Raw genomic sequence first — 25,005 nt, 5'->3', positions numbered from 1 at the left:
TCCCTTGCCCACGGGAGGCCCGAGCAATGAGCACGTCCACCACATCGGCCCCGCCGGGCACCCAGGACCCGCCTCCGGCACGGGCCGCACCCCGCCGCGGCACACGGGTTTCCGCACGCACCGGCTGGCGGCGGGCGCTGCGCCGCGACTGGCAGTTGTACTCGCTGGCGATCCTGCCGCTGCTGTTCTTCCTGGTCTTCCGCTATCTGCCGATGATCGGCAATGTGATCGCCTTCCGCCGCTTCGAGCCCGGAGGGTCGATCTTCGGCGAGGACTGGGTGGGGCTGCGCTATGTGGAGATGTTCCTCAGCGACCCCACCTTCTGGCAGGTGTTCCGGAACACGCTGTGGATCGGCGGGCTCACCCTGCTGTTCTGCTTCCCCGTCCCGATCGTGCTGGCGCTGCTGCTCAACGAGGTGCGCCGGCGCTCCCTGAAGCGGTTCGTGCAGTCGGTGTCGTACCTGCCGCACTTCCTGTCGATCGTGATCGTCGCGGGCATCACCATGCAGATGCTGGCCAGCGACGGCCCCGTCAACCACGCCCTCGGCTGGTTCGGCCACGAACCGATCCGCTTCATCCAGGAACCCGAGTGGTTCCGCACCATCTACGTCGGCTCGGAGATCTGGCAGACCGCGGGCTGGGGCACGATCCTCTACCTCGCCGCGCTCACCACGATCGACGAGGACCTGTACGAGGCGGCGCGCATCGACGGTGCCAACCGCTGGCAGCAGATCTGGCACGTCACCCTGCCCGGCATCCGGCCCACCATGGTCACGCTGCTGATCCTCAACATCGGCACGTTCATGGTGGTCGGCTTCGAGAAGGTGCTGCTGCTGTACAACCCGCTGACGTATCCGACCGCCGACGTGATCTCGACGTATGTCTACCGGGCCGGTGTGGAGTCCAACAGCTTCAGCTACGCCGCCGCCATCGGACTCTTCGAGGCGATCATCGGCCTCGTCCTCATCACCTCCGCCAACCAGCTCTCGCGTCGCACAGTGGGGACGAGCCTGTGGTGAAGCCGAGTCGTTCCTACCGGGTCTTCCAGGGCGTCAACGGGGTGGTCCTCACCCTGGTCGTGCTGGTGACGCTCTACCCGTTCGTCAATATCCTCGCGCGGTCCTTCAGCGGGGAGCGGCAGATCCGGGCCGGTGAGGTGACCCTGCTGCCCAAGGGGTTCAACCTCACCACGTACAAGATCGTGTTCCAGGACGAGATGTTCTGGCGGAACTACGGCAACACCGTGCTGTACACGGTCGTCGCGACGGCCGTGGCCATGGTGCTGACGACGTGTTACGCCTATGTGCTGTCGAAGAAGAACCTCAAGGGGCGCGGCGTGCTCGTCGGCGTCGCCGTGTTCACCATGTTCTTCACCGGCGGTCTGATCCCCAACTACATCCTGGTCACCAGCCTCGGCCTGAAGAACAGCGTCTGGGCGATCGCCCTGCCGAACGCGATCAGCGTCTTCAACCTCCTGGTCATGAAGGCCTTCTTCGAGAATCTGCCGACCGAGCTGGAGGAGGCCGCGCAGATCGACGGCCTGAGCACCTACGGCACCCTCCTCAGGATCGTCCTGCCGCTGTCCAAGGCGGTCGTGGCGACGATGGTGCTCTTCTACTCGGTGTCCTTCTGGAACTCCTGGTTCAGCGCGTTCCTCTATATGGACCGGACCGATCTGATGCCGGTCACCGTCTACCTCCGCAACCTCATCCAGGGCGCCACGGGCGGCGGCAACGCGGGCGCGGGCACCGAGCAGCTCAGCCAGGTCGGCGCGAACATCCAGTCGGTGACCATCGTCCTCACCGCCCTGCCGATCCTCTGCGTGTACCCCTTCGTCCAGCGCTACTTCGTCTCGGGCGTGATGCTCGGCGCGGTCAAGGGCTGACGCCGCCGCCTCCTCAGCTCCGCCTCCTCAACTCGCTTACGGAACAAAGGAGTCTCCGTGCAGAACGCAGGACAGCTCTCGCGGCGCCAGATCCTCGCGGCCGCCGGCTTCATCGGGCTCGCCACGGTCACCGGCTGCGGCAGCGGCGAGGACGGGGGCGACTCCAAGGACCTCTCCAAGAAGCGACACGGCGCCATGAAGAACTACCGGGCCGGCCAGCAGTTCAAGGCGGCCAAGCCGCTGTCCTTCTCGATGCTGCACAACAACAACCCGGTCTACCCGATGAAGGACGGCTGGCTGTTCTGGAAGGAACTCACCAAGCGCACCGGAGTCACCCTCAAGCCGGTCGACGTCCCGCTGGCCGACTACGAGAAGAAGCGCAGTGTCCTCATCGGGGCCGGGGACGCCCCGTTCCTCATACCCAAGACCTACCACCCATCGGAGGTCGCCTTCGTCTCCTCGGGTGCGATCCTCGCGGTCAGCGAGTACGTCGATCTGATGCCCAACTTCCGCGACAAGGTACGCAAGTGGAAGCTGGAGCCGGAACTCGACTCCATCCGCCAGTCCGACGGCAAGTACTACCTGCTGCCCGGCCTGCACGAGAAGGCCAAGTCCGGCTACTCGCTGTCCTTCCGCACGGACGTCCTCGACAAGCACGGGCTGACCCTGCCCACCAGCTGGGACGAGGTGTACGACGTCCTCAAGGCGCTCAAGGAGGAGTACCCCGGCAAGTACCCCTTCTCCGACCGCTGGAGCACCAACACCCCGTTCCCCTGCGGCGCCCTGTTCAGCTATCTCGGCCAGGCCTTCGGTGTCAGAGCCGGCTGGACGTACGACAACATCAGCTTCGACCACAAGGCGCGGAAGTACGTCTTCACCGGCGCCCAGGACAGCTACCGCCAGATGATCGAGTACCTGCGCAGACTCGTCGCCGAGAAGCTCATGGACCCCGAGAGCTTCAGCCAGACCGACGACCAGGCCGTGCAGAAGCTCCTCGCCGAGAAGACCTACGCGATGAGCGCCAACCCCCAGGAGCTGGTGCAGAACTACCGCTACAACCTGGAGAAGCAGGTCAAGGGCGCGAAGATCGAGATGGTCCCGGTGCCCCTCGGACCCGCCGGTCCCGTGGTGCTGGGCGGCAGCCGTCTGGAGAACGGCGTGATGGTCTCCAGCAAGGCCCGGGGGAGCGACAGCTTCGTCGCGATGATGCAGTTCCTCGACTGGCTCTGGTACTCGGACGAGGGCCAGAAGTTCTGCAAGTGGGGCGTCGAGGGCGTCACCTACACCGGCTCCGGCGGCGGCTACGAGCTGAAGCCGGGCATCTCCCTCATGGGCTCCGACCCGGACGCCCCGAAAGACCTCCAGAAGGACTACGGCTTCTTCAACGGCGTCTTCACCTACGGCGGCAGCTGGGCCCTGGTCTCCTCCTCGTTCAGCCCGGACGAGAAGAAGTTCCAGGACGCCATGGCGCAGCGCGAGCAACTGCCCATCGACCCGGCCCACCCGCTCCAGTCCTTCGAGCAGGAACAGGCGACCCTCTGGGACACCCCGCTCAAGGACACCGTCATCCAGAACACCCTCCAGTTCGTCCTCGGCAAGCGCCCGATGTCCCAGTGGGACGCCTACCTCGCCGAGCTGAAGTCGAAGAACATGCAGCAGCTCGTCGACCTGCACAACAAGGCGTACGAGCGGTTCAAGAAGGAGAACGGGTGATCCTCCGCGTCCCCGATGTGCTCGGCCGGGAGGTGACGACATGAGCACCGTCAGCGCCTCCGACTTCGGTACCGGCGCCCTCTCCCGCACTTCCGCCCTGATCCACACCGTCCTGACCGTCGAGGCGCTGCTGCTCCTCACCGCGTCCCCGGGCCTGGCAGGACTGCTCCTGCTCGGCCCCGACCCGGCCAACCTGCCGCTCGCGGCCCTGTGCCTGCTGCCCCTCGGCCCGGCCCTGTCCGCCGCGCTCTACGCCCTCCACCACCGCAGCCGCGACCTCACCGCACTGCGTCCGGCCCGCGCCTTCCTGCGCGGCTGGCGGCTCAACGCCGTACCGGCCCTGAAGCTGTGGACGCCCCTGCTGGCCTGGCTGACGGTCATCACCTTCACCCTCACTCACTTCTCCGCCACCGGCCTGCCCGGCTGGTGGGCGCTGCTGCTCGCGGCGATCGGAGCGGGCGCCCTCCTCTGGGGCGCGCACGCCCTCGTCCTCACCTCGCTGTTCGCCTTCCGCGCCCGGGACACCGCCCGCCTCGCCGGGTACTTCCTGTTCCGGCACGGCCGCGCCACCCTCGCCGCCTCCTCCCTGCTGATCCTGACCGCCGCGCTGACCGCCCTGCTGACCGAGGCCCTGCCCGCCCTGCTGGCCGCCCCGCTGCTGCTGTCCCTGCTGCACGGCAGCCGCACGGTGATCACCGAGACCCAGGAGGAGTTCACGGCATGAGCGCGCCCCGCACCCCGAAGGTCCCGTACGGCGGCGACTACAACCCCGAGCAGTGGCCCGAGGACGTCCGGGACGACGACCACCGCCTGTTCACCCGGGCCGGCATCGACACCCTCACCGTCGGCGTCTTCACCTGGTCCCTCACCCAACCGGCCCCGGACAGCTACGACTTCACGGTCCTGGACGGCGTCCTGGACCGGGCCGCCGCCGAGGGCCGCCGGATCTGCCTGGCCACCGGCACCGCCGCCCTCCCGCCCTGGCTCGCCAAGCGGCACCCCGAGGTCAACCGCACGGACTTCGAGGGCCGCCGCCACCGCTACGGCCAGCGCCACAACTTCTGCCCCAGCTCACCGGCGTACCGCGAGCACTCCACCGCGGTGGCCTCCCGCCTCGCCGAACGGTACGCGCACCACCCGGCCCTGCTCGCCTGGCACATCAACAACGAGTACGGCGGCGCCTGTTACTGCGACGTGTGCGCCGAGGCGTTCCGGGAGTGGCTCCGGGACCGGCACGTCACCCTCGACGCCCTCAACGACGCCTGGTGGACCACCTTCTGGTCACACCGCTACACCGACTGGGACCAGATCGAGCCGCCCAACGCCCTCACCGAGCACTGGCGCGGCCCCGACCACACCGCCTTCCAGGGCATCACCCTCGACTACTTCCGCTTCACCACCGACGCCCTCCTCGGATGCTTCCTCGCCGAGAAGGAGGTGATCCGCGCCCACGACCCCGACACGCCCGTCACCACCAACTTCATGGGCACCTTTCGCCCCCTCGACTACCACCGCTGGGCGCCATACCTCGACTTCGCCTCCTGGGACAGCTACCCGCCCCTGGACGCACCGCCGACCCGGCCCGCCCTCGCCCACGACCTGATGCGCGGCCTGAAGGACGGTGCCCCCTTCTGGCTGATGGAGCAGACGCCGTCCACCACCGCCTGCCGTGACGTCAACCCGCTCCGGCGCCCCGGCGAACTCCGCGTCGTCACCTTCCAGGCCATAGCCCACGGCGCCGACGCCGCCCTCTACTTCCAGATGCGCGCCTCACGGGGTGCCTGCGAGAAGTATCACGGGGCGGTCATCGGCCACGCGGGCCGCGACGACACCCGCGTCTTCCGCGAAGTCGCCGAGGTGGGACGAGAGCTGGAGATCCTGGGCGACCGGACCCTCGGCGCCCGCACCCCCGCCCGCACCGCCCTCCTCTTCGACTGGGACAGCTGGTGGGCCCTGGAGATCTCCGACGGCCCGTCCCGGCTGGTCAAGTACCCGGACGTGGTCCACGCCTACTACCGGGCCGCCCGCGAGGCCGGCGCCGACGTCGACGTCATCCCGCAGACCGCCGACCTCACGCCCTACGACGTAGTGCTCGCGCCCGCGCTGTACATGATCAAGGGCGACCTCGCCACCCGCCTCGAAGCCGTGGCGGCACGCGGCGGCACGGTCCTGGCCACCTTCCTCTCCGGCCGCGTCGACGAACACGACCGCGCCTTCCTCACCGACGTCCCCGGCCCGCTCGCTCCCCTCATGGGCGTCCGCGTCGACGAATGGGACGCCCGAGCGACGGAGTTCACCCAGACCGTCCCGGAGCTGGGGGCAGAGGCGCGACTCGTCTTCGAGATCGTGCTCCCACGCGGCGCCGAACCGGTCGCCACCTACGGCACCGACTTCTACGCGGGCACCCCCGCGGTCACCCGCAACCGCTACGGCGACGGCGAGGGCTGGTACGTCGCCACCGCCCTCGACCAGCCGGGCGTCGACGCCGTCGTCCGCCGGATCCTGACCCGCCACGACCTGCTCGGCCCCTACGCCGGCCACCCGGAGGTCGAGACGGCCACCCGTGTCACCCCCGACGGCACCCGCCTGCTCTTCCTCCTCAACCACGCCCCCGAACCCGCCCACCTCACCGCCCACGCCACCGCCACCGACCTGCTCACCGGCAAGCGCGTGGACCAGGGCGAACCCCTGGTCCTCGACCCCTTGGGCGTGGCGATCCTTCAGTGAGTTCGCCCGCCGGTGACTTCGCTCTTCAGTAGATCCGCCGCCCCCGCTCGTCCAACACCCCGGACTTGCGGAAGAAGTAGCTGTTGACCTGGTCGCACCACTCGCGGGCACTGCGGAGCTGCTCCTCGTACCGCTCCGCCACCCGCGCGTGGCGCACCGGATCCACCAGCCCGGCCAGCGAGGCCCACACCTCCCGGGCCTCCTCGACCTCCGCCACGCCCTCGAAGCGCGTGTCGTAGATGTGCTGGATCACCGTCTTGCCGCTGTGCAGGGTGTGCCCGTACGACACGTGGTGGAAGAACAGCAGCAGCTCGTCGGGGCAGGTGTCCGGCGACTCGTACAGCTCGGCCCATGGCTTGGCGTACTGCCCGGCGTACCCGGTCCCGGTCGCCACGCTGCGGTCGACGCCGATCCCGTCCCGGTCGGCGAAGTGGTAGGTCCCCCACGGGCTGTACTCGTATCCGTCCACGCTCGGCCCGTAGTGGTGCCCCGGCTGCACCATGAAGCCCACGCCGAGCGGAGCGGTGTACTTCTCGTACGTCCGCCACGAGCGGTCGAGCACGGCGTGCAGCCCTTCCGCCGGCCCCGGCCCGAAGGTGAGCCCGATCCACTCGTCGAGCACCTCGCCCGGCTCGGCGTCCGGCCCCCAGGCCAGCCGACCGAAGGTGTAGAGGTTGGCCTGGGCGAGGGGATGCCCGGTCCAGAACGGGTCGTCACCGGCGTTGGACACGGCGATCAGCCCGCCCCGCGCCAACTCGCCTACAGAAGCCCCCTGTTCAGCCGTGAACCGCAGCACCTCGCTCCACATCGGCCCCAGCCAGCACACATGCCGCTGCTGCCCGGTGTACTCCTGGGTGACCTGCAGCTCCACCGCCAGCCGGGTGCCGGGCATCGCCCCGATCAGCGGCGAGACCGGCTCGCGCACCTGGAAGTCGATCGGCCCGTGCTTCACCTGGAGCACGGCGTTGTCGGCGAACGCCCCGTCCAGCGGCACGAAGTGGTCGTAGGCGGCCCGGGCCCGGTCCGTACTCCGGTCCCGCCAGTCCTGGCGGTGGTCGTAGACGAACGCCCTCCAGTGCACGGTGCCGCCGTACGGTTCCAGCGCGGCGGCCAGCAGGTTCGCCCCGTCGGCGTGGCTGCGGCCGTAGGCGAACGGGCCCGGCTGGCCCTCCGAGTCGGCCTTCACCACGTACCCGCCGAAGTCGGGAATCGCCTCGTACACCGCTCTCGTGGCCCCGGCCCACCAGCCGCGCACGGCCTCGTCCAGCGGATCGGCCGTGGACAGCCCGCCGAGCACCACCGGCGCGGCGAAGGACACCGACAGGTGTGTGCGGACCCCATAGGGCCGCAGCACATCGGCGATCGCGGCGACCTCGCCGATCCGGTCGGTCAGCAGACGCGCCTCGGTCTCGTGCACGTTGACGTTGTTGACGGCGACCGCGTTGATCCCGCACGCCGCCAGCAGCCTGCCGTACGCCCGCACCCGTTCCAGATCCTCGCGCGCCCGCCCGTCCTCCCAGAACAGCGACCCGCCCGCGTAGCCGCGTTCCACCTGGCCCATGACCGGGTGCACTGCGACGTTGTCCCAGTGGTCGAGCATGCGCAGGGCGAGAGCGGGGCGATGGGTCTCCCGCGCCCGCTCTCCGGCGAACGCCGCCTCCCCGAGCCGTACGACATGGAACAGGCCGTAGAGCAGCCCTCGCCCGCCGGAGGCGGTGACGGTCGTCGTCCCGTTCTCCCGGGCGACCGTGAAGTCCTCGTCACCGAGGTCATGGACGCCGAGATCGAGGACCAGGTCGTACGCGCCGCCCTCCGGCCCGGCGTCGCGCACGACCCGGCCCCCGAACTTCCGGCCGGCCTGAGCCACCTCCCCGTGCACCGTCTCCACCAGCGGACCCGAGCCACGGATCAGCGTTCGCCGGCCGCCGATCGCCCGGAAGGCGGCGGGCGGCAGCCAGGCCGGGTCGACACCTTCCGGCAGGACGGGCACGGGAAGCGGCATGAGACCCCCAACTCGATTGCTCAGGAGAGCAGTTCGACCTCCGCCAGGGTGCCCTCGCCGTCGAGGACCAGGCGGTATTTCTCGTACGTACCCGGTGACCTCACCGTGAACGCGCGGGTCTGCCTGTCCCATGCGAACGACTCGTCGGAGCGCCGGTCCAGCGTCCGCCAGGTCTCACCGTCCGAGGAGCCCTGGAGCGTCCAGCCGGCCGGTGCCTTCGCCCGGTCCGCCGAGGACGTCAGCGTGTACTGGACCGCCTCGGCGCCCTCCGGGACCGGCAGATTTACGGACGTCACCGCCGTGTCCGTCGCCGACGTGTCGTCGAACAGGGCACCCTCGCCCTTCAGCACGTCCGCGCGGGGCGTCGGCACCTCGTCGTTCCGGGTGATCGACACGGGCGCGGCGTGCTCGCCCGTGCCCCACGACGACGGCCGCGGGCCCATGTCGAACTCCAGGACACCGCCCTTGGCGACGACCGAGTGCGGCAGGGAGGTCTTGCTCCAGCTCCGGCCGTTGACCTTCAGCCCCTGCACATACACGTTCCTCGCGCTGTTCCGGGGCGCCTTCACCACCAGCTCGCGCCCGTTCTCCAGGTGCACGGTCGCCTTCGTGAACAGCGGTGAGCCGATCGCGTACTCACCGCTGCCCATCACCAGCGGGTAGAAGCCGAGCGCGGAGAACAGGTACCAGGCCGACTGCTCGCCGTTGTCCTCGTCACCGTGGTAGCCCTGGCCGATCTCGCTGCCCGTGTACAGGCGCGACAGCACCTCGCGGACGTTCTTCTGCGCCTTCCAGGGCTGCCCGGCCGCGTCGTACATGTAGATCGCGTGGTGGGCGACCTGGTTGGAGTGCCCGTACATGCCCATCCGCACGTCCCGCGCCTCGGTCATCTCATGGATGACACCGCCGTAGGAGCCGACGAACTCCGGGGAGGCCGTCTCCGGCGTGGAGAAGTAGTCGTCGAGCTTGTCGGCGAGCCCCTTCCTGCCGCCGTACAGGTTCGCCAGACCCCGGCTGTCCTGTGGGGCGGTAAAGGCGTATCCATACCCATTTGTCTCGGTGTAGTCGTGCCCCCAGACCCGCGGGTCGTACTTCGAGGACTCGACCCGCCAGTCGCCCTCGGCGTCCCGGCCCTGGAAGAAGCCGGCCTTCGTGTCGAAGAGGTTCACATAGTCCTGGGCGCGGTTCCGGAAGTACTCCGACTCCTCCTTGTAGCGCCGCTCGCCGGTCTCCTCGTAGAGCTTTTGGCCCATGCGGGAGATGCCGTAGTCGTTGAGGTAGCCCTCCAGCGCCCACGACAGGCCCTCGTGGGTCTCGGTGCTGGTGTAGCCGAGGAAGGGGGAGGTGGCCATGCCCTTGCGGCCGACGCCCGGGCTCGGGGGCACGACGGTCGCGTTCTTCACGGCCGCGTCGTACGCCGCCTTCGCGTCGAAGTCCACGCCCTTGATGTACGCGTCCGCGAACGCCACGTCCGAGGACGTGCCCGTCATGAGGTCCGCGTAGCCGGGGGAGGACCAGCGCGAGGTCCAGCCGCCGTCCTTGTACTGCTGCACGAACCCGTCCACCAGCTCACCCGCCCGCGACGGCGTCAGGAACGAGTACGCGGGCCAGGTCGTCCGGTAGGTGTCCCAGAAGCCGTTGTTGATGTACACCTCGCCGTCGACGATCTTCGCGCCGGTGTGGGTCGGGGTGTCCGGGTTCGGCATGGGGGAGAAGGGCGAGGCGTACTGGTGCTTCCCGCCGACCTTCTCGAACCCGGAGTTCGGGTACAGGTACAGCCGGTAGAGGCTGGAGTACAGCGTGGTCAGCTGGTCGGGTGTCGCGCCCTCGACCTCCACCTTGCCGAGCAGCCGGTCCCACTGCCGCTGGGCGCTCCTCTTCACGGCCTCGAAGGACATGCCGTCCGGGATCTCCTGGCGGAGGTTGTCCTTCGCCTGGTCGACGCTGATCAGCGAAGTCGCGAGCCGCAGCGTGACGGTCCGGTCGTCGGCCTCGAAGCGCAGATGGCCCTTCACACCGGACGACGACCCCTCGCTCACCGGCTTGTCGAACGTGCCGTAGACGAACAGCCGGGTCGCCCCCGTCGAAAGACCGGACTTTACGTCCGAGTAGCCGGTGACGATCCCGTTCTCCTTGTCGAGGGTCAGACCCGCCTGGTCGGTCACATTGTCGAAGAGGACACTCGCGTCGTCGCCGGGGTACGTGAACCGCAGGGCCGCCGCATGATCCGTCGGCGCCATCTCGGCCTTCAGCCCGTTCTCGAACCGCACCCCGTAGTAGTAGGGCCGCGCCGTCTCGTTCTCGTGCCGGAAGGCCAGCTCCCGGGCCTCCCGGCCGAGGTCAGGGGTACCGCCGGCCGCGGACGGCATCACCTGGAAGGTCTGCCGGTCACCCATCCAGGGGCTCGGCTCATGACTCGCGCTGAACGCCTGGATCGTCGGCAGGTTGTCGGAGTTGTTGGCTCGCGCGTAGTCGTACAGCCAGCTCAGCGAGCCCGCGTTGGTCACCGGCGTCCAGAAGTTGAAGCCGTGCGGCACCGCCGTCGCCGGGAAGTTGTTGCCCCGTGAGAAGCCCCCGCTGGAGTTCGTCCCCCGGGTCGTCACCGCGTAGTCGGACAGATGCGCCTTCGGCCGCTCGGGAGCGACGGACGCGATACTCACATCGTCCAGCCACCCCCGGAACTTCGCCGGGCCCTTCGGGGAGTCGTACGCCACCAGGATGCGGTCCACGGTCTTCCCGGCCGCCACCGACCCGATCCGCGAGGCCACGTTGTTCCACTGGTTGACGTAGAGGATCTTCGCCTCGCCCTGCCCCCGCGGGGTCAGCGGGAAGCCGTGCTGGTCGGTGGCGCGCAGCTCGCTCAGATGCGTGCCGTCGGTGAAGGCGAGGTCGACGGAGACGTGCGTCGCGTCGTAGTCGAGGTCGCCGTCCGCCATCGACGGGAAGATCCGGTAGCCCAGCTCCGTGTTCCGGCCGACGGCCACATTCACGTCGAAGACCTTGTTGTACGAGTAGGCCCGCCCGTCGGCGGTGTGCCGGCCGGCGTAGCGCAGGGCCCGCTTCCCGGTGAACCCGGCGCCCGCCTTGGCGGTGGGGGAGCCGCTCGGACCGCGGTCGACGAGGGAGAGCATGTCCTGCGGGACGGGCCCTTCGCCGCCGCCCGCGGACAGCTGGAGGTCGGCGAGCTGGAGGATGTCGCCGCCGTTGTTGCCGGTGATGTCAAGCCGGAAATGCCGGTACTCGGCGGGCTCGGCGAGGTCGTACGTCTTCGTCTGGAACCGCTCGGAGAAGGTCTCCCCAGACCGTGTGTCGAGCGTCTTCCACTCCTTGCCGTCGGCGGAGCCCTTCAGGGTCCACGCCTTCGGATCGCGCTCGTCGTGATCATTGGCCGACGTCAATGCGTAACGCACCACTTTGACCGATTTACTCAGGTCGAACTCGGCCCAGCCGGTGGGCTCGAAGGTGAGCCACTTGGTGCTCGGCTCGCCGTCGACGAGGTTCTCCTTCACTTCACCCCCGCCCGTGTTCTCGGCACTGGCCCGGACGTCGGTGACCTGGTCGGTCACATTGCCCGGTATGCCGCTGCTGTAACCGCCGTCGACACCCGAGGCCCGCTTGCTGCCGTCGGGAGCCGTGTCGACGGTGTTCAACCAGTCCGGAACCGGGTCGTCCGCCTCGAAGGAGGAGGCGAACCCCCGATCGGGTTTCTCGGGGGCCCCGGGCAGTGCGACCGCGACGCCCTGCGAACCCAGGGCCACGGCGAAGGCGGTCGCCGACACGACCGCCGAACCCCATCTGTGCCGAGCTTTCCGTTGCATCAACGGGTACCCTCCCTGCGCAGTGGACAACGTTGTCAGCTTCGATGCGCAAGGACCAGTAGTTGCCCAAGTGCCGGGGAGTGTCAAGGGTGTTGGTTGTGGCATTCAGGCGCGACGACCGGGATATTTCCACCGAGGAGCGCACGGACCGCTCGGCTTTCCGCGAGGTCTCAACTCGGATAAGACCCACGGCCAACCTTGTGTTCGATCTTGATCCGCTGGCGGGAAGTGGACTATACCTGTCGGGCGATTCACACCATCCGCACACCACCACCCGCGCTACCCGCACCACCCGCACTTTCCTGCACGACCCAGCGTGACCCGATCGCGGTGCCGGGGAGGATCCGGTTCACCGCCTGAGTCCTGGAGAAGGCGAGGACTTGAGCATGGGATCCAACTCCGCCGAGAACCACGGCACCGAGGGTGTCGGCCGCCGTGATCTGATCAGAAGGTCCGCCGCGCTCGGGCTGATCTCCGTCCCCACCATGAGCTTCCTGTCCGCCTGCGCCAGCAGCGGCGGCGACGACAGCGGGGACAAGGCCAAGGCGGGCAAGAAGACCGCGAAGAACCCGCTCGGCGTCAACGACACCGCGGGCATGGAATTCGTCCTGTTCGACGGCGGCTTCGGCAAGGAGTACGCCGAGGACGCGGTGAAGATCTACGAGAAGAACTTCCCCAAGGTGAAGGTGAAGTTCTCCGCCACCCAGAAGATCCAGTCCACGCTCCAGCCCCGCTTCAACCAGGGCACCCCGCCGGACCTCGTCGACAACTCCGGCGCCGAGCAGATGGACATGGGCATCCTCTCCAGCAAGGACCAGCTCACCGACCTCACCCCGCTGCTGGACGCGCCCTCCTACGACGACCCGGACAAGAAGGTCCGCGACACACTGCGCCCCGGCATCGTGGAGATGGGCCAGCTGGACGGCGACCCGGTCTGGATCATGTACTACGCCTACACGGTCTACGGCGTCTGGTACTCGCAGAAGGCCCTGGACTCGCTCGACGCGGAGTACCCGCAGACCTGGGACCAGATGCTCGCGGTCTGCGCGAAGGCCAAGAAGAAGGGCATGGCGGGCTGGACGTACGCGGGCAAGTACCCGTACTACCTCCCCTTCTCCCTCTACCCGATGATCGGCAAGGTCGGCGGCGTCGAAGTCCTCGACGCCATCGACAACCTGGAGCCGAACGCCTGGAAGCACCCGGCCGTCAAGGCCTGCTTCGAGGCCTACTACGAGCTCTACAAGAAGGGCTACGTCCTCAAGGGCACCCCGGGTCTCGACCACATCCAGTCGCAGACCGCGTGGGCCCAGGGCAAGGCGCTGTTCATCCCGAACGGCTCCTGGGTGGAGAACGAGTCCGCCAGCGTCATCCCGAAGGACTTCGACCTGTCCGTCTCCGCGCCCACCGGCCTGGACTCCTCCGACAAGCTGCCCTTCGGCACCATCTGGGCCTCCGGCGGCGAGCCGTTCATCGTCCCGGCCAAGGCGAAGAACGCGGCCGGTGGCATGGAGCAACTGCGCATCATGCTCAGCGAGGCGTCCTCGAAGAACTTCACCAGCAAGGTGAAGTCGCTGACCGCGTACAACGGCGGCACCGACGGCATCACCCTCACCCCCGGTCTGAAGTCGGGCGTCGCGGCGCTGGAACTGGCCGGCGAGAACGTGGTGAACCCCCGTATGCAGGACTGGTACGTGCAGTTGCAGAAGGAGAAGATCGGGGTGTCGGGCCTGGGCGAGATGATGGCCGGCCGCCTCACTCCGGCCGAGGCCATCAAGAAGATCCAGGCCTTCGCCGACGAGACCGCCAAGGACGACTCCGTCAAGCACTACAAGCACCAGTAACAGCACCGGAAACCCATTTTCCGCAACGGCACCGGAGTGGCGATGCAGCACGGCAAGTACCGGTTCATCGTGGGCTTCCTAGCGCTGCCCCTCGGCCTGTACGCGCTTTTCGTGGTCTGGCCGTTCATCCAGTCCATCTACTACTCGTTCACGGACTGGACCGGCCTGAGCCCCGAATTCAAGATGGTCGGTTTCGACAACTACAGCCGGATGCTCGACGACGAGATCTTCTGGAAATCGTTGCAGCACAGCCTGCTGTTCGCCCTCCTGCTGCCGGTGGTGACGATCAGCCTCGCCCTGTTCTTCGCCTTCATGATCAACGTGGGCGGCAGAAAACGGAGAAACGGCCCGGTCGTCACCGGCGTCCGAGGCTCCTCCTTCTACAAGATCGTCTATTTCTTCCCGCAGGTCCTCTCCATCGCCATCGTCGCGCTGCTGTTCGCGTTCGCGTACAACCCGGACAGCGGCGCGATCAACTCGCTCCTGCGCGGCATCGGCCTCGACGACGTCCAGCCCCTGTGGCTGGGCGACCCCGACCTGGCCCTCTGGGCCGTGATGGGGGTCCTCGTCTGGTCCACGGTCGGCTTCTTCGTCGTCCTCTTCTCCGCCGGCATGGCCTCCATCCCGGCGGAGATGTACGAGGCGGCACTGCTGGACGGCGCGAACCGCGTCACCACGTTCTTCCGGGTCACCCTGCCCCTGCTCTGGGACACCGTGCAGTCCGGCTGGGTCTACATGGGCATCCTCGCCCTGGGCGCCGAGTCGTTCGCGGTCGTGCAGATCATGACGACCGGGCCGGGCGGCCCCGACTACTCGACCACCGTCATGGTCCTGTACGTGTACCAGAAGGCGTTCCGTGACGGGCAGGCCGCCTATGCCACCACCATCGGTGTAGCCCTGCTCGTCGTCACGCTGGCCTTCGCCGCCGTGGTGATGCGGCTGGGCCGTCGCGAGCGGCTGGAGTACTGATCAATGAAGACGACCGAAACCCCCGCTCCTCTCCCGGCCGAGTCCGGCGCGCCCGTCACCAAGCAGGACACCCCGCCGGGCCCGCCACCGAAGACGAAAAAGGAGGGCACGGCCCTCAACGTCTTCTCCCACGGCGTCCTGGTCATCTGGGCGTTCATGGTGGTGATGCCGCTGCTGTGGGCGGTGATGACGTCCTTCAAGGACGACCGGTCCATCTTCTCCTCGCCCTGGTCGCTGCCGGACACCCTGCACTTCGACAACTGGTCGCGGGCGTGGACCCAGGCCAACATGAGCGACTACTTCCTCAACACGGTCCTCGTGGTGGGCGGTTCACTCATCGGCACCCTGGTCCTGGGCTCGATGGCGGCCTACGTCCTGGCCCGCTTCGACTTCCCGGGCAACCGCTTCATCTACTTCCTCTTCATCGGCGGCATGAGTTTCCCGATCATGCTCGCGCTGGTCCCGCTGTTCTACGTCGTGAACAACATGGGCCTGCTGAACACCATCCACGGGCTGATCCTGGTCTACATCGCCTACTCGCTGCCGTTCACCGTGTTCTTCCTGACGGCGTTCTTCCGCACGCTCCCGACATCGATCGCCGAGGCGGCCTTCGTCGACGGCGCCTCCCACAGCCGTACGTTCTTCCAGATCATGCTCCCCATGGCCAAGCCGGGCCTGATCAGCGTCGGCATCTTCAACTTCCTGGGCCAGTGGAACCAGTACATGCTCCCCACGGTCCTCAACACGGACCCGGACAAGCGCGTCCTCACCCAGGGCCTCGTGCAGCTGGCGGTCAGCCAGGGCTACAAGGGCGACTGGTCGGGTCTCTTCGCGGGCCTGGTGATGGCGATGCTGCCGGTGCTGGCCGCGTACATCATCTTCCAGCGGCAGGTGGTGCAGGGGTTGACTGCGGGGGCGCTGAAGTAGCACGGGCCAACGTCGGATGAGGCCGGGGGGTGCGCAACTCGGCGCGACGAGGTGCCTCCCCCCACTCTCGGCTTCGCTCGAGCGGGGGGACCCCCACCGCCCACCCGTGCCGCCCATGGGGGCACCTCCCAGGCCCTTGAGGCACTGGGGGAGGCACGCATGCCCGCAGCTAGGGCGGCGCGGGGGCTGGCGGCGTCAGCTGGGGCGGCCCGCACCCGCCGGACGGACGCAAGGGGCCGTGTCGGGGGGTGTTCGCCCGCAGCGGTTGTCGCGTCAACGGACAGTCAGTCGGCGTCCGACCCCATCGCGACGTTCCGAGGACGGACACCCCCCGGCGCGGCCCCGACCCCCCACCCACAGCAAGCGCGTACCCCCACATAGCACTCCGCGACGACCCGTACACACCCCGGAATCGGTTCAACCTCTTGACGGGAGGCGACCCGAACAGCTCAGCTTAGAGTTCACTAGTTGGACATGGACGGGGTCTCATCGAAGCGGCCCCGCGCGCAGGAGGTCGTCGTGGAGACTCCGGGGTCGCAGTCGTCGCTGCACCGAGCCAACCTGGAGCGGGTCGTACGAGCCGTGCGTCTGGCGGGCTCCCTCACCCAGGCCGAGATCGCGCGGACGACAGGCCTGTCCGCGGCGACGGTCTCCAACATCGTCCGGGAACTGAAGGACGGCGGAACCGTCGAGGTCACGCCCACCTCCGCGGGCGGGCGCCGAGCCCGCAGCGTGTCGCTGAGCGGCGACGCCGGGATCGTCATAGGAGTCGACTTCGGGCACACCCACCTGCGCGTCGCGGTCGGGAACCTCGCCCACCAGGTGCTCGCCGAGGAGTCCGAGCCACTGGACGTGGACGCCTCCTCGACCCAGGGCTTCGACCGGGCGGAACAACTGGTCACCCGCCTGATCGAGGCCACCGGCGTCGACCGCTCCAAGATCGCCGGCGTCGGCCTCGGCGTCCCCGGCCCCATCGACGTCGAGTCCGGGACCCTCGGCTCGACCGCCATCCTGCCCGGCTGGACCGGCACCAAGCCCGCCGAGGAACTGCGCGGCCGCCTCGGCGTCCCCGTGCACGTCGACAACGACGCCAACCTCGGCGCCCTCGGCGAGATGGTCTGGGGCAGCGGCCGCGGGGTGCGCGACCTGGCGTACATCAAGGTCGCCAGCGGTGTCGGCGCAGGCCTGGTGATCAACGGCAAGATCTACCGCGGCCCAGGCGGCACCGCCGGAGAAATCGGGCATATCACCCTCGATGAAGCCGGCCCCGTCTGCCGCTGCGGAAACCGCGGCTGCCTGGAGACCTTCGCGGCCGCGCGCTACGTGCTCCCGCTCCTGCAGTCCAGCCACGGCACCGACCTGACGATGGAAGGCGTCGTGCGCCTCGCACGGGACGGAGACCCGGGCTGCCGTCGGGTGGTCGCCGACGTCGGCCGCCACATCGGCAGCGGCGTGGCCAACCTCTGCAATCTGCTGAACCCGAGCCGCGTGGTCCTCGGCGGTGATCTCGCCGAGGCCGGTGAGCTGGTCCTCGGGCCCATCCGGGAGTCGGTCGGGCGCTACGCGATCCCCAGCGCCGCACGCCAGTTGTCCGTCCTCCCGGGCGCCCTCGGAGGCCGTGCGGAGGTCCTCGGAGCGCTCGCTCTCGCCCTCAGCGAGATGGGCGATTCAACGCTTTTGGACGGAACTGCCCCTGGCGTGCTGCAGACAGCCGCACCCGCGTTCACTTAGAGAACGGATGGCACCGTTGCCATCTCGTTAAGGATTTACTTCTTGACGTCGCACGTGTGGCCGAGTTGACTTCCAGCCACCTCGGCCGCAATGTCGCGGCCTCGTCAGGGAGGTTTCTGAAGTGAACACGCGTATGCGTCGCACCGCCGTTGCGATTGCCGCCGGTGCGATGGCCGTTTCGCTTGCTGCCTGTGGCAGCGCCAAGGAGTCCGGCGACAACGCCGACTCCACCGGGTCCGGGTCCGCCAAGAAGGGCGACGACATCAAGGTCGCCCTGCTCCTTCCGGAGAACGCGACCGCGCGCTACGAGAAGTTCGACCGGGTGCTCATCGAGAAGAAGGTCAAGGAACTCACGAGCGACAAGGGCGAGGTCGTCTACGCCAACGCCAACCAGGACGCGGCCAAGCAGAACCAGCAGGTCGACACGATGATCTCCAACAAGGTCGACGTGCTGATCGTGGACGCGGTGGACTCCAAGGCCATCGCCGGCTCGGTGAAGAAGGCCAAGGACGCCGGCATCCCCGTCGTCGCCTACGACCGCCTGGCCGAGGGCCCGATCGACGCCTACACCTCGTTCGACAACGTGACCGTCGGCAAGACCCAGGGCGAGGCCCTGCTGAAGGCCCTGGGCTCCAAGGCCAAGGACGGCCAGATCGTCATGATGAACGGGTCGGCCACCGACCCCAACGCCGCCCTCTTCAAGAAGGGCGCGCACTCCGTCCTCGACGGCAAGGTGAAGGTCGGCCGCGAGTACGACACCAAGGAGTGGAAGCCGGAGAACGCCAACTCCAACATGGAAGGCGCCATCTCCGCCCTCGGCAAGGACAAGATCGTCGGCGTCTACTCCGCCAACGACGGCATGGCGGGCGGCATCATCACGGCCCTGAAGGCCGCCGGCATCGCCGACGTCCCGGTCACCGGCCAGGACGCCGAACTCGCGGGTGTGCAGCGCATCGTGACCGGTGAGCAGTACATGAGCGTCTACAAGCCCTACCCGCAGGAGGCCGACGTCGCCGCGGAGATGGCCGTCGCGCTCGCCCAGGGCAAGTCGCTCGACTCCATCGCCAAGGACAAGGTCGACAGCCCGACCACCAAGGCCGTCCCCTCCGTCCTCGTCCCGGTCGTCTCGCTGACGAAGGACAACATCAAGGACACCGTCATCAAGGACGGCATCTACACCGTGAGCGAGATCTGCACCGGCAAGTACAAGGCCGCGTGCGACAAGATCGGCCTCAAGTAGGCACCCCGAGTTCCTCCGGCGCCCCGCACACCAGCCCCGCAAGCTACGCGGGGCGCCGGAGTGATCACTCCTCCCACACTCTCTGCACAACCTCCCGCCGGTCAGGCGGCGAAGGAGATGGTTCACGTGTCCGCTACGCCCGTGCTGGCGTTGCGCGGGGTCTCCAAGCGGTTCGGTGCCGTACAGGCGCTCACCGACGTAGAGCTTGAGGTCCACGCCGGTGAGGTGGTCGCCCTGGTGGGCGACAACGGAGCCGGAAAGTCCACGCTGGTCAAGACGATCGCCGGCGTGCACCCCATCGATGAGGGCGTCATCGAATGGGACGGCAGGTCCGTCCAGATCAACAAGCCGCACGACGCCCAGAACCTGGGCATCGCGACCGTCTACCAGGACCTCGCGCTGTGCGACAACATCGACGTCGTCGGCAACCTCTACCTGGGCCGGGAGATCCGCAAGCGCGGCGTCCTGGACGAGGTGGAGATGGAGCGCCGCTCCCGCGAGCTCCTCCACACGCTGTCGATCCGCATCCCGAGCGTGCGCATCCCGATCGCCTCGCTCTCCGGCGGCCAGCGCCAGACCGTGGCCATCGCCCGGTCCATGCTCGGCGAGCCGAAGCTGGTCATCCTCGACGAGCCCACCGCCGCCCTCGGCGTCGAGCAGACCGCCCAGGTCCTCGACCTCGTCGAGCGGCTGCGCGAGCGCGGCCACGCCGTCATCCTCATCAGCCACAACATGGCCGACGTCAAGGCCGTCGCGGACAAGGTCGCCGTGCTGCGCCTCGGGCGCAACAACGGCATCTTCGAGGTCAAGTCGACCTCGCAGGAAGAGATCATCTCCGCCATCACCGGCGCCACCGACAACGCCGTGACCCGCCGTGCGGCGCGCACGAACGGGGAGGTTTCCAAGTGAGCATCGACAAGACCTCCGCGGCTCCGGGAGCCCCCGAAGACCACGTCGTGGCGAACCCCGAGGCGGCCAAGGCCGCCGTCACTGTCGTCGACCCCCGGCTGCTGGTGCGCGAGCAGGGCTTCGCGGGCTATGTCACCGAGTTCAAGCGGAAGATGAAGTCCGGTGACCTGGGCTCCATCCCCGTGGTCGTCGGCCTGGCCATCATCTGGATCATCTTCCAGAGTCTGAACTCCAACTTCCTCACCGCGGGCAACCTGTCCGACATGTCCGTCGCGATGGTCGGCACCGGCATGATCGCCGTCGGCATCGTGTTCGTGCTGCTGCTCGGCGAGATCGACCTGTCGGTGGGCTCGGTCAGCGGTGTCGCGGGCGCGAGTTTCGCCGTGCTCAACGTCACCAACGGCATGAACGAGTGGCTGGCCTTCGCGCTGGCCATCGTCACCGGCACGGTCGCCGGCGCGCTGCACGGCTTCTTCTTCGCGAAGGTCGGCGTCCCCGCTTTCGCCGTCACGCTGGCCGGCCTGCTGTTCTGGAACGGCTTCATGCTCCAGATCCTGGGCGACAACGGCACGATCAACCTCGACCCGGACGGGGTCGTGGCCCAGCTGACCAGCTACTACTTCTCCGACGTGGCCGCCGCCTACGGGCTGGCCGCGGTGGTGACCGCCGGGTACTTCCTCAGCTCCTTCCTCGGCAACCGGCGGCGCGAGGCCGCGGGCGTGCCGTCGCAGCCGCTGAGCGAGACGGTGGTGCGGACGGCACTCCTCGCGGTCCTGGCCTTCGCCGTCGCGATCGTCTTCAACCAGTACAAGGGCCTGCCGCTGGCCGTGGTGATCTTCATCGTGGTGCTGCTGGTCACGGACTTCGTGCTGCGTCGTACGGCGTACGGGCGCAAGGTGTTCGCGCTCGGCGGCAGCGTCGAGGCGTCGCGACGGGCCGGCATCAACGTGGAGCTGATCCGGATCTCGGTGTTCGCGATCTCCGGGACGTTCGCCGCGGTGGGCGGTCTGTTCATCGCGTCGAAGATCGCCGCGGCGAACCAGGGCGCGGGCGGCGGTGACCTGCTGATGAACGCGATCGCCGCGGCGGTGATCGGCGGTACGTCGCTGTTCGGTGGTCGCGGCCGGACCTGGAACGCGCTGCTCGGCGTGCTGGTGATCGTGTCGATCCAGTACGGGCTCGCCCTGGAGGGCATCGCCTCTCCGGTGCAGTACATGATCACCGGTGGTGTGCTGTTGGCCACGGTCGTGATCGACGCGGTGACGCGCAAGACGCAGAAGACCGCTGGGCGCGCGTAGCGCCGTGGGTGCTGCGCCGGGCGGGCGGCTGCGGATGCGTCGTGGCTTGCCGCGCAGTTCCCCGCGCCCCTGAGGTACATGTCTGTGCCCGGCACTGTGAGGTGCCGGGCACAGTTGTGTAGTAGGTGTGGCACAAGTTGGGTACAGCCGAATGCGTGATGTATCCCCCACGGCCTCGGCGCGGTCCTCCGGGGCGGAACATTAGACTCGACACGCCCGGCAACTGATCAGCTCTACTGCAAGGAGGCACGGGTGCCGCTGCTGACCCGTATCAGGGGACCGCGCGATCTGGACCGGCTCAGCCTGGAGGAGCTGAACCAGCTGGCGGAGGAGATCCGGAGCTTCCTCGTCGAAGCGGTCTCCAAGACCGGTGGTCACCTCGGCCCCAATCTCGGCGTGGTGGAGCTCACCATCGCCCTGCACCGGGTCTTCGACTCGCCCAGGGACAAGGTGCTCTGGGACACCGGCCACCAGTCCTACGTCCACAAGCTGCTCACCGGCCGTCAGGACTTCTCCAAGCTCAAGATGAAGGGCGGCCTGTCCGGCTACCCCTCGCAGGCCGAGTCCGAGCACGACGTCATCGAGAACTCGCACGCCTCGACCGTCCTCGGCTGGGCCGACGGCATCGCCAAGGCCAACCAGATCAAGGACCGCGACGACCACGTGGTCGCGGTGATCGGTGACGGCGCCCTGACCGGCGGCATGGCCTGGGAGGCGCTGAACAACATCGCCGACGCCAAGGAACGCCCGCTCGTCATCGTCGTCAACGACAACGAGCGGTCCTACGCGCCGACCATCGGCGGCCTCGCCAACCACCTCGCGACGCTGCGGACGACGGACGGCTACGAGCGGTTCCTCGCCCGCACCAAGGAGGTGCTGGAGCGCACCCCCGTCGTCGGCCAGGCGCTCTACGACACCCTGCACGGCGCCAAGAAGGGCCTGAAGGACTTCATCGCCCCGCAGGGCATGTTCGAGGACCTCGGCCTGAAGTACGTCGGCCCGATCGACGGGCACGACGTCGAGGCCCTGGAGTCCGCGCTCGCCAAGGCCAAGCGGTTCGGCGGGCCGGTCATCGTGCACTGCCTCACCGAGAAGGGCCGCGGCTACCAGCCCGCCCTCCAGGACGAGGCCGACCGCTTCCACGCCGTCGGCAAGATCCACCCCGACACCGGCCTGCCGATCAAGAGTTCCGGCGCCGACTGGACCTCCGTCTTCGGCGACGAGATGGTCGAACTCGGCAAGGAGCGCGAGGACATCGTCGCCATCACGGCGGCCATGCTCCAGCCGGTGGGCCTGGAGAAGTTCGCCAAGCGCTTCCCCGACCGGGTCTACGACGTCGGCATCGCCGAGCAGCACGGCGCCGTCTCGGCGGCCGGTCTGGCGACGGGCGGAGTGCACCCCGTGTTCGCGGTGTACGCCACGTTCCTCAACCGTGCCTTCGACCAGGTGCTGATGGATGTGGCCCTGCACAAGTGCGGTGTCACCTTCGTGCTGGACCGGGCCGGTGTCACCGGCACCGACGGGGCCTCCCACAACGGCATGTGGGACATGTCGATCCTGCAGGTCGTGCCCGGGCTGCGGCTCGCCGCGCCGCGGGACGCCGACCAGGTGCGCGCGCAGCTGCGTGAGGCCGTCGCGGTCGACGACGCGCCGACCGTGGTCCGCTTCTCCAAGGGCGCCGTCGGCCCCGCCGTGCCCGCCGTGGGCCGCGTCGGCGGCATGGACGTGCTGCGCGAGCCCGGCACCGACCGGCCGGACGTGCTTCTGGTCTCGGTCGGCGCGCTCGCACCGATGTGCCTGGAGATCGCCGGACTGCTCGACAAGCAGGGCATCTCCGCCACCGTCGTCGACCCGCGCTGGGTCAAGCCCGTCGACGAGGCCATGGCCCCGCTCGCCGAGCGGCACCGCGTGGTCGTCACCGTCGAGGACAACAGCCGGGTCGGGGGCGTGGGGTCGGCGATCGCGCAGGCGCTGCGCGACGCGGGCGTGGACGTGCCGCTGCGTGACTTCGGCATCCCGCCGCGTTTCCTCGACCACGCCACGCGTGCCGAGATCCTCGCCGAGATCGGCCTCACCGCGCCGGACATCGCCCGGCAGGTGACCGGGCTGGTCGCCAAGCTGGACGGGCGCTACGAGGGCGATGCCGTGGAGTCCGTCGACTCCGTGCGCGACTGACACGGCCGAACAGGTTCGGATGGGCCGGTTTCCCCACCATGAGGGTGGTGGAACCGGCCCATTGGCGTGAATGCGTCCGTGCCGGGGCATACGGATGGTGCCACCTCTCGATCATGTCGAGGACGACGAGCGTGGGAGGTACCCCGTGAGCAGCACCCTCTTCCGGACGAAGAAGGTCGAGCAGTCCATCCTCGACACCGAGGAGCCAGAACACGCGCTGAAGAAGTCCTTGTCCGCGCTGGATCTGACCGTCTTCGGCGTCGGCGTGATCATCGGCACCGGCATCTTCGTACTCACCGGCACTGTCGCCAAGGACAACGCGGGGCCCGCGACGGCCCTGGCGTTCGTCGCGGCCGGCGTCGCCTGCGCCCTGGCCGCACTCTGCTACGCCGAGTTCGCGTCCACGGTCCCGGTCGCCGGGTCCGCCTACACGTTCTCGTACGCGTCCCTCGGTGAACTGACCGCCTGGATCATCGGCTGGGACCTGGTTCTGGAGTTCGCGCTGGGGACGGCGGTGGTGGCCGTCGGCTGGTCGGGCTACATCCAGTCGCTCATGGAGAACGCGGGCTGGACGATGCCGGCGGGCCTGGGCAGCCGTGAGGGCGCCGACGCCTTCGGCTTCGACATCCTCGCCGCCGCGCTCGTCCTCGTCCTCACCGGCATCCTCGTGATCGGCATGAAGCTGTCCGCGCGGATCACGTCGGTCGTCGTCGCCATCAAGGTGACGGTCGTCCTCGTGGTGATCATCGCGGGCGCGTTCCTCATCGAGAGCAAGAACTACGACCCGTTCATTCCGAAGGAGAAGCCGGTCGAGGCCGGTTCCAGTCTGGATTCCCCGCTGATCCAGCTCATGTTCGGCTGGGCGCCGTCCAACTTCGGCGTGATGGGCATCTTCACCGCCGCCTCCGTCGTGTTCTTCGCGTTCATCGGCTTCGACGTCGTGGCCACGGCCGCGGAGGAGACCAAGAACCCGCAGCGTGACATGCCGCGCGGCATCCTGGGCTCGCTCGTGATCTGCACGACGTTGTACGTCCTCGTGTCGATCGTCGTCACCGGTATGCAGCACTACAGCGAGCTGTCGGTCGACGCGCCGCTGGCCGACGCGTTCAAGGCGACCGGGCATCCGTGGTTCGCGGGCTTCATCAGCTTCGGGGCCGCGGTCGGTCTGACGACCGTGTGCATGATCCTGCTCCTCGGCCAGACCCGGGTGTTCTTCGCGATGAGCCGTGACGGGTTGCTGCCGCGGTTCTTCTCCCGTGTGCACCCGCGGTTCAAGACCCCGCACCGGCCGACGATCCTGCTCGGCGTGATCATCGCGGTGCTGGCGGGCTTCACACCGCTGACCGAACTCGCCGCGCTGGTGAACATCGGCACGCTGTTCGCCTTCGTGGTCGTCGCGATCGGTGTGATCATCCTCCGCAGGACGCGCCCCGATCTGCCGCGGGCCTTCCGGACCCCGTGGGTGCCGGTCATCCCCATCCTGTCGGTGGGCGCCTCGCTCTGGCTGATGATCAACCTGCCCGCCGAGACGTGGGTCCGGTTCGGGATCTGGATGGCCGCCGGGTTCCTTGTCTACTTCCTGTACGGCCGCACGCACAGCCGCCTCGCGACGGGAGAGGAACCGAAGGCCGGGGACGCGCCGTAGTCGTTGTCGCCGGGTGGGTGGGGGGGTCGGGGCCGCGCCGGGGGGTGTCCGTCCTCGGAACGTCGCGATGGGGTCGGACGCCGACTGACAGTCATGTAACCCCCCCACCCCCGCCGGCCCACACC

16 protein-coding genes are annotated in these 25,005 nt (G+C 68.4%); 14 read left to right on the top strand and 2 right to left on the bottom strand.

Annotation, left to right across the window (positions count from 1 at the left end; genetic code table 11):
- Positions 1 to 26 precede the first annotated feature (26 nt).
- From ACFZBT_RS10090 to ACFZBT_RS10070, 5 genes are read left to right on the top strand one after another with little or no spacing between them, the layout of a single operon-like run.
- Positions 27 to 1,019, top strand: a complete 993-nt coding sequence (locus ACFZBT_RS10090; RefSeq protein WP_391100792.1) for an ABC transporter permease subunit — start codon at positions 27 to 29, stop codon at positions 1,017 to 1,019.
- A complete protein-coding gene (locus tag ACFZBT_RS10085) occupies positions 1,013 to 1,885 on the top strand; it encodes an ABC transporter permease subunit (RefSeq protein WP_391100790.1) in 873 nt (290 codons plus the stop codon). The genes ACFZBT_RS10090 and ACFZBT_RS10085 overlap by 7 nt, the downstream gene beginning before the upstream one ends.
- Before the next feature lie 57 nt (positions 1,886 to 1,942).
- On the top strand, positions 1,943 to 3,598 hold the full coding sequence (locus ACFZBT_RS10080; RefSeq protein ID WP_391100787.1) for an extracellular solute-binding protein: 1,656 nt from the start codon (positions 1,943 to 1,945) through the stop codon (positions 3,596 to 3,598).
- Positions 3,599 to 3,638: 40 nt separating this feature from the next.
- Positions 3,639 to 4,322 carry a hypothetical protein gene (locus ACFZBT_RS10075; RefSeq protein WP_391100784.1) on the top strand — a complete coding sequence of 228 codons (684 nt, stop codon included), beginning with the start codon at positions 3,639 to 3,641 and terminating at the stop codon, positions 4,320 to 4,322.
- Complete coding sequence (locus ACFZBT_RS10070) at positions 4,319 to 6,325, top strand: beta-galactosidase (protein ID WP_391100782.1); 2,007 nt, start codon at positions 4,319 to 4,321, stop codon at positions 6,323 to 6,325. Before ACFZBT_RS10075 ends, ACFZBT_RS10070 begins: the two co-directional genes overlap by 4 nt.
- Positions 6,326 to 6,350: 25 nt before the next feature.
- Here the strand turns inward: ACFZBT_RS10070 and ACFZBT_RS10065 are convergent, their stop codons facing one another.
- Both ACFZBT_RS10065 and ACFZBT_RS10060 read right to left on the bottom strand, forming a co-directional pair.
- Entirely contained in the window at positions 6,351 to 8,327 is a 1,977-nt protein-coding gene (locus tag ACFZBT_RS10065) for an alpha-glucuronidase (protein WP_391100780.1), read from the bottom strand.
- Positions 8,328 to 8,347: 20 nt separating this feature from the next.
- Positions 8,348 to 12,145, bottom strand: a complete 3,798-nt coding sequence (locus ACFZBT_RS10060; protein WP_391100778.1) for a GH92 family glycosyl hydrolase — start codon at positions 12,143 to 12,145, stop codon at positions 8,348 to 8,350.
- 386 nt (positions 12,146 to 12,531) lie between these two features.
- On the opposite strand from ACFZBT_RS10060, the gene ngcE reads away from it, so the two are divergent.
- The 9 genes from ngcE (at position 12,532) to ACFZBT_RS10015 (ending at position 24,880) form a co-directional block, all read left to right on the top strand.
- Entirely contained in the window at positions 12,532 to 13,986 is a 1,455-nt protein-coding gene (gene ngcE, locus ACFZBT_RS10055; RefSeq protein WP_391100775.1) for an N-acetylglucosamine/diacetylchitobiose ABC transporter substrate-binding protein, read from the top strand.
- 42 nt (positions 13,987 to 14,028) lie between these two features.
- Positions 14,029 to 14,955 carry an ABC transporter permease subunit gene (locus ACFZBT_RS10050; RefSeq protein ID WP_391100773.1) on the top strand — a complete coding sequence of 309 codons (927 nt, stop codon included), beginning with the start codon at positions 14,029 to 14,031 and terminating at the stop codon, positions 14,953 to 14,955.
- 3 nt (positions 14,956 to 14,958) lie between these two features.
- The gene (locus tag ACFZBT_RS10045) at positions 14,959 to 15,882 is read left to right on the top strand and encodes an ABC transporter permease subunit (RefSeq protein ID WP_391100770.1); all 924 of its coding nucleotides are present in this window, start codon (positions 14,959 to 14,961) and stop codon (positions 15,880 to 15,882) included.
- Positions 15,883 to 16,401: 519 nt separating this feature from the next.
- Complete coding sequence (locus ACFZBT_RS10040; RefSeq protein WP_391101469.1) at positions 16,402 to 17,613, top strand: ROK family protein; 1,212 nt, start codon at positions 16,402 to 16,404, stop codon at positions 17,611 to 17,613.
- Between the two features lie 133 nt (positions 17,614 to 17,746).
- Positions 17,747 to 18,853, top strand: a complete 1,107-nt coding sequence (locus ACFZBT_RS10035) for a substrate-binding domain-containing protein (RefSeq protein WP_391101467.1) — start codon at positions 17,747 to 17,749, stop codon at positions 18,851 to 18,853.
- Positions 18,854 to 18,970: 117 nt separating this feature from the next.
- Positions 18,971 to 19,762 carry an ATP-binding cassette domain-containing protein gene (locus ACFZBT_RS10030; RefSeq protein ID WP_391100768.1) on the top strand — a complete coding sequence of 264 codons (792 nt, stop codon included), beginning with the start codon at positions 18,971 to 18,973 and terminating at the stop codon, positions 19,760 to 19,762.
- Entirely contained in the window at positions 19,759 to 21,060 is a 1,302-nt protein-coding gene (locus ACFZBT_RS10025) for a sugar ABC transporter permease (RefSeq protein ID WP_391100766.1), read from the top strand. The genes ACFZBT_RS10030 and ACFZBT_RS10025 overlap by 4 nt, the downstream gene beginning before the upstream one ends.
- Before the next feature lie 252 nt (positions 21,061 to 21,312).
- Positions 21,313 to 23,235 (top strand): 1-deoxy-D-xylulose-5-phosphate synthase, encoded by a 1,923-nt coding sequence (dxs, locus tag ACFZBT_RS10020; protein WP_391100764.1) that lies wholly within the window; start codon positions 21,313 to 21,315, stop codon positions 23,233 to 23,235.
- A gap of 145 nt (positions 23,236 to 23,380) precedes the next feature.
- Positions 23,381 to 24,880, top strand: a complete 1,500-nt coding sequence (locus tag ACFZBT_RS10015) for an amino acid permease (protein WP_391100761.1) — start codon at positions 23,381 to 23,383, stop codon at positions 24,878 to 24,880.
- Positions 24,881 to 25,005: the final 125 nt, after the last annotated feature.

It is taken from the genome of Streptomyces sp. NPDC008137, from assembly GCF_042957035.1.
In the GTDB taxonomy this organism is placed as follows: domain Bacteria; phylum Actinomycetota; class Actinomycetes; order Streptomycetales; family Streptomycetaceae; genus Streptomyces.
This window is presented reverse-complemented; position numbering and strand designations above follow the sequence as displayed.

Excerpts from the sequence above, each read along its gene's own strand:
- ngcE (WP_391100775.1), top strand. The coding sequence starts at position 12,532 with ATGGGATCCAACTCCGCCGAGAACCACGGCACCGAGGGTGTCGGCCGC.
- ACFZBT_RS10090 (WP_391100792.1), top strand. The coding sequence starts at position 27 with ATGAGCACGTCCACCACATCGGCCCCGCCGGGCACCCAGGACCCGCCT.
- ACFZBT_RS10065 (WP_391100780.1), bottom strand. The coding sequence starts at position 8,327 with ATGCCGCTTCCCGTGCCCGTCCTGCCGGAAGGTGTCGACCCGGCCTGG.
- ACFZBT_RS10075 (WP_391100784.1), top strand. The coding sequence starts at position 3,639 with ATGAGCACCGTCAGCGCCTCCGACTTCGGTACCGGCGCCCTCTCCCGC.
- ACFZBT_RS10050 (WP_391100773.1), top strand. The coding sequence starts at position 14,029 with ATGCAGCACGGCAAGTACCGGTTCATCGTGGGCTTCCTAGCGCTGCCC.
- ACFZBT_RS10030 (WP_391100768.1), top strand. The coding sequence starts at position 18,971 with ATGGTTCACGTGTCCGCTACGCCCGTGCTGGCGTTGCGCGGGGTCTCC.
- ACFZBT_RS10035 (WP_391101467.1), top strand. The coding sequence starts at position 17,747 with ATGCGTCGCACCGCCGTTGCGATTGCCGCCGGTGCGATGGCCGTTTCG.
- ACFZBT_RS10070 (WP_391100782.1), top strand. The coding sequence starts at position 4,319 with ATGAGCGCGCCCCGCACCCCGAAGGTCCCGTACGGCGGCGACTACAAC.
- ACFZBT_RS10060 (WP_391100778.1), bottom strand. The coding sequence starts at position 12,145 with ATGCAACGGAAAGCTCGGCACAGATGGGGTTCGGCGGTCGTGTCGGCG.
- ACFZBT_RS10045 (WP_391100770.1), top strand. The coding sequence starts at position 14,959 with ATGAAGACGACCGAAACCCCCGCTCCTCTCCCGGCCGAGTCCGGCGCG.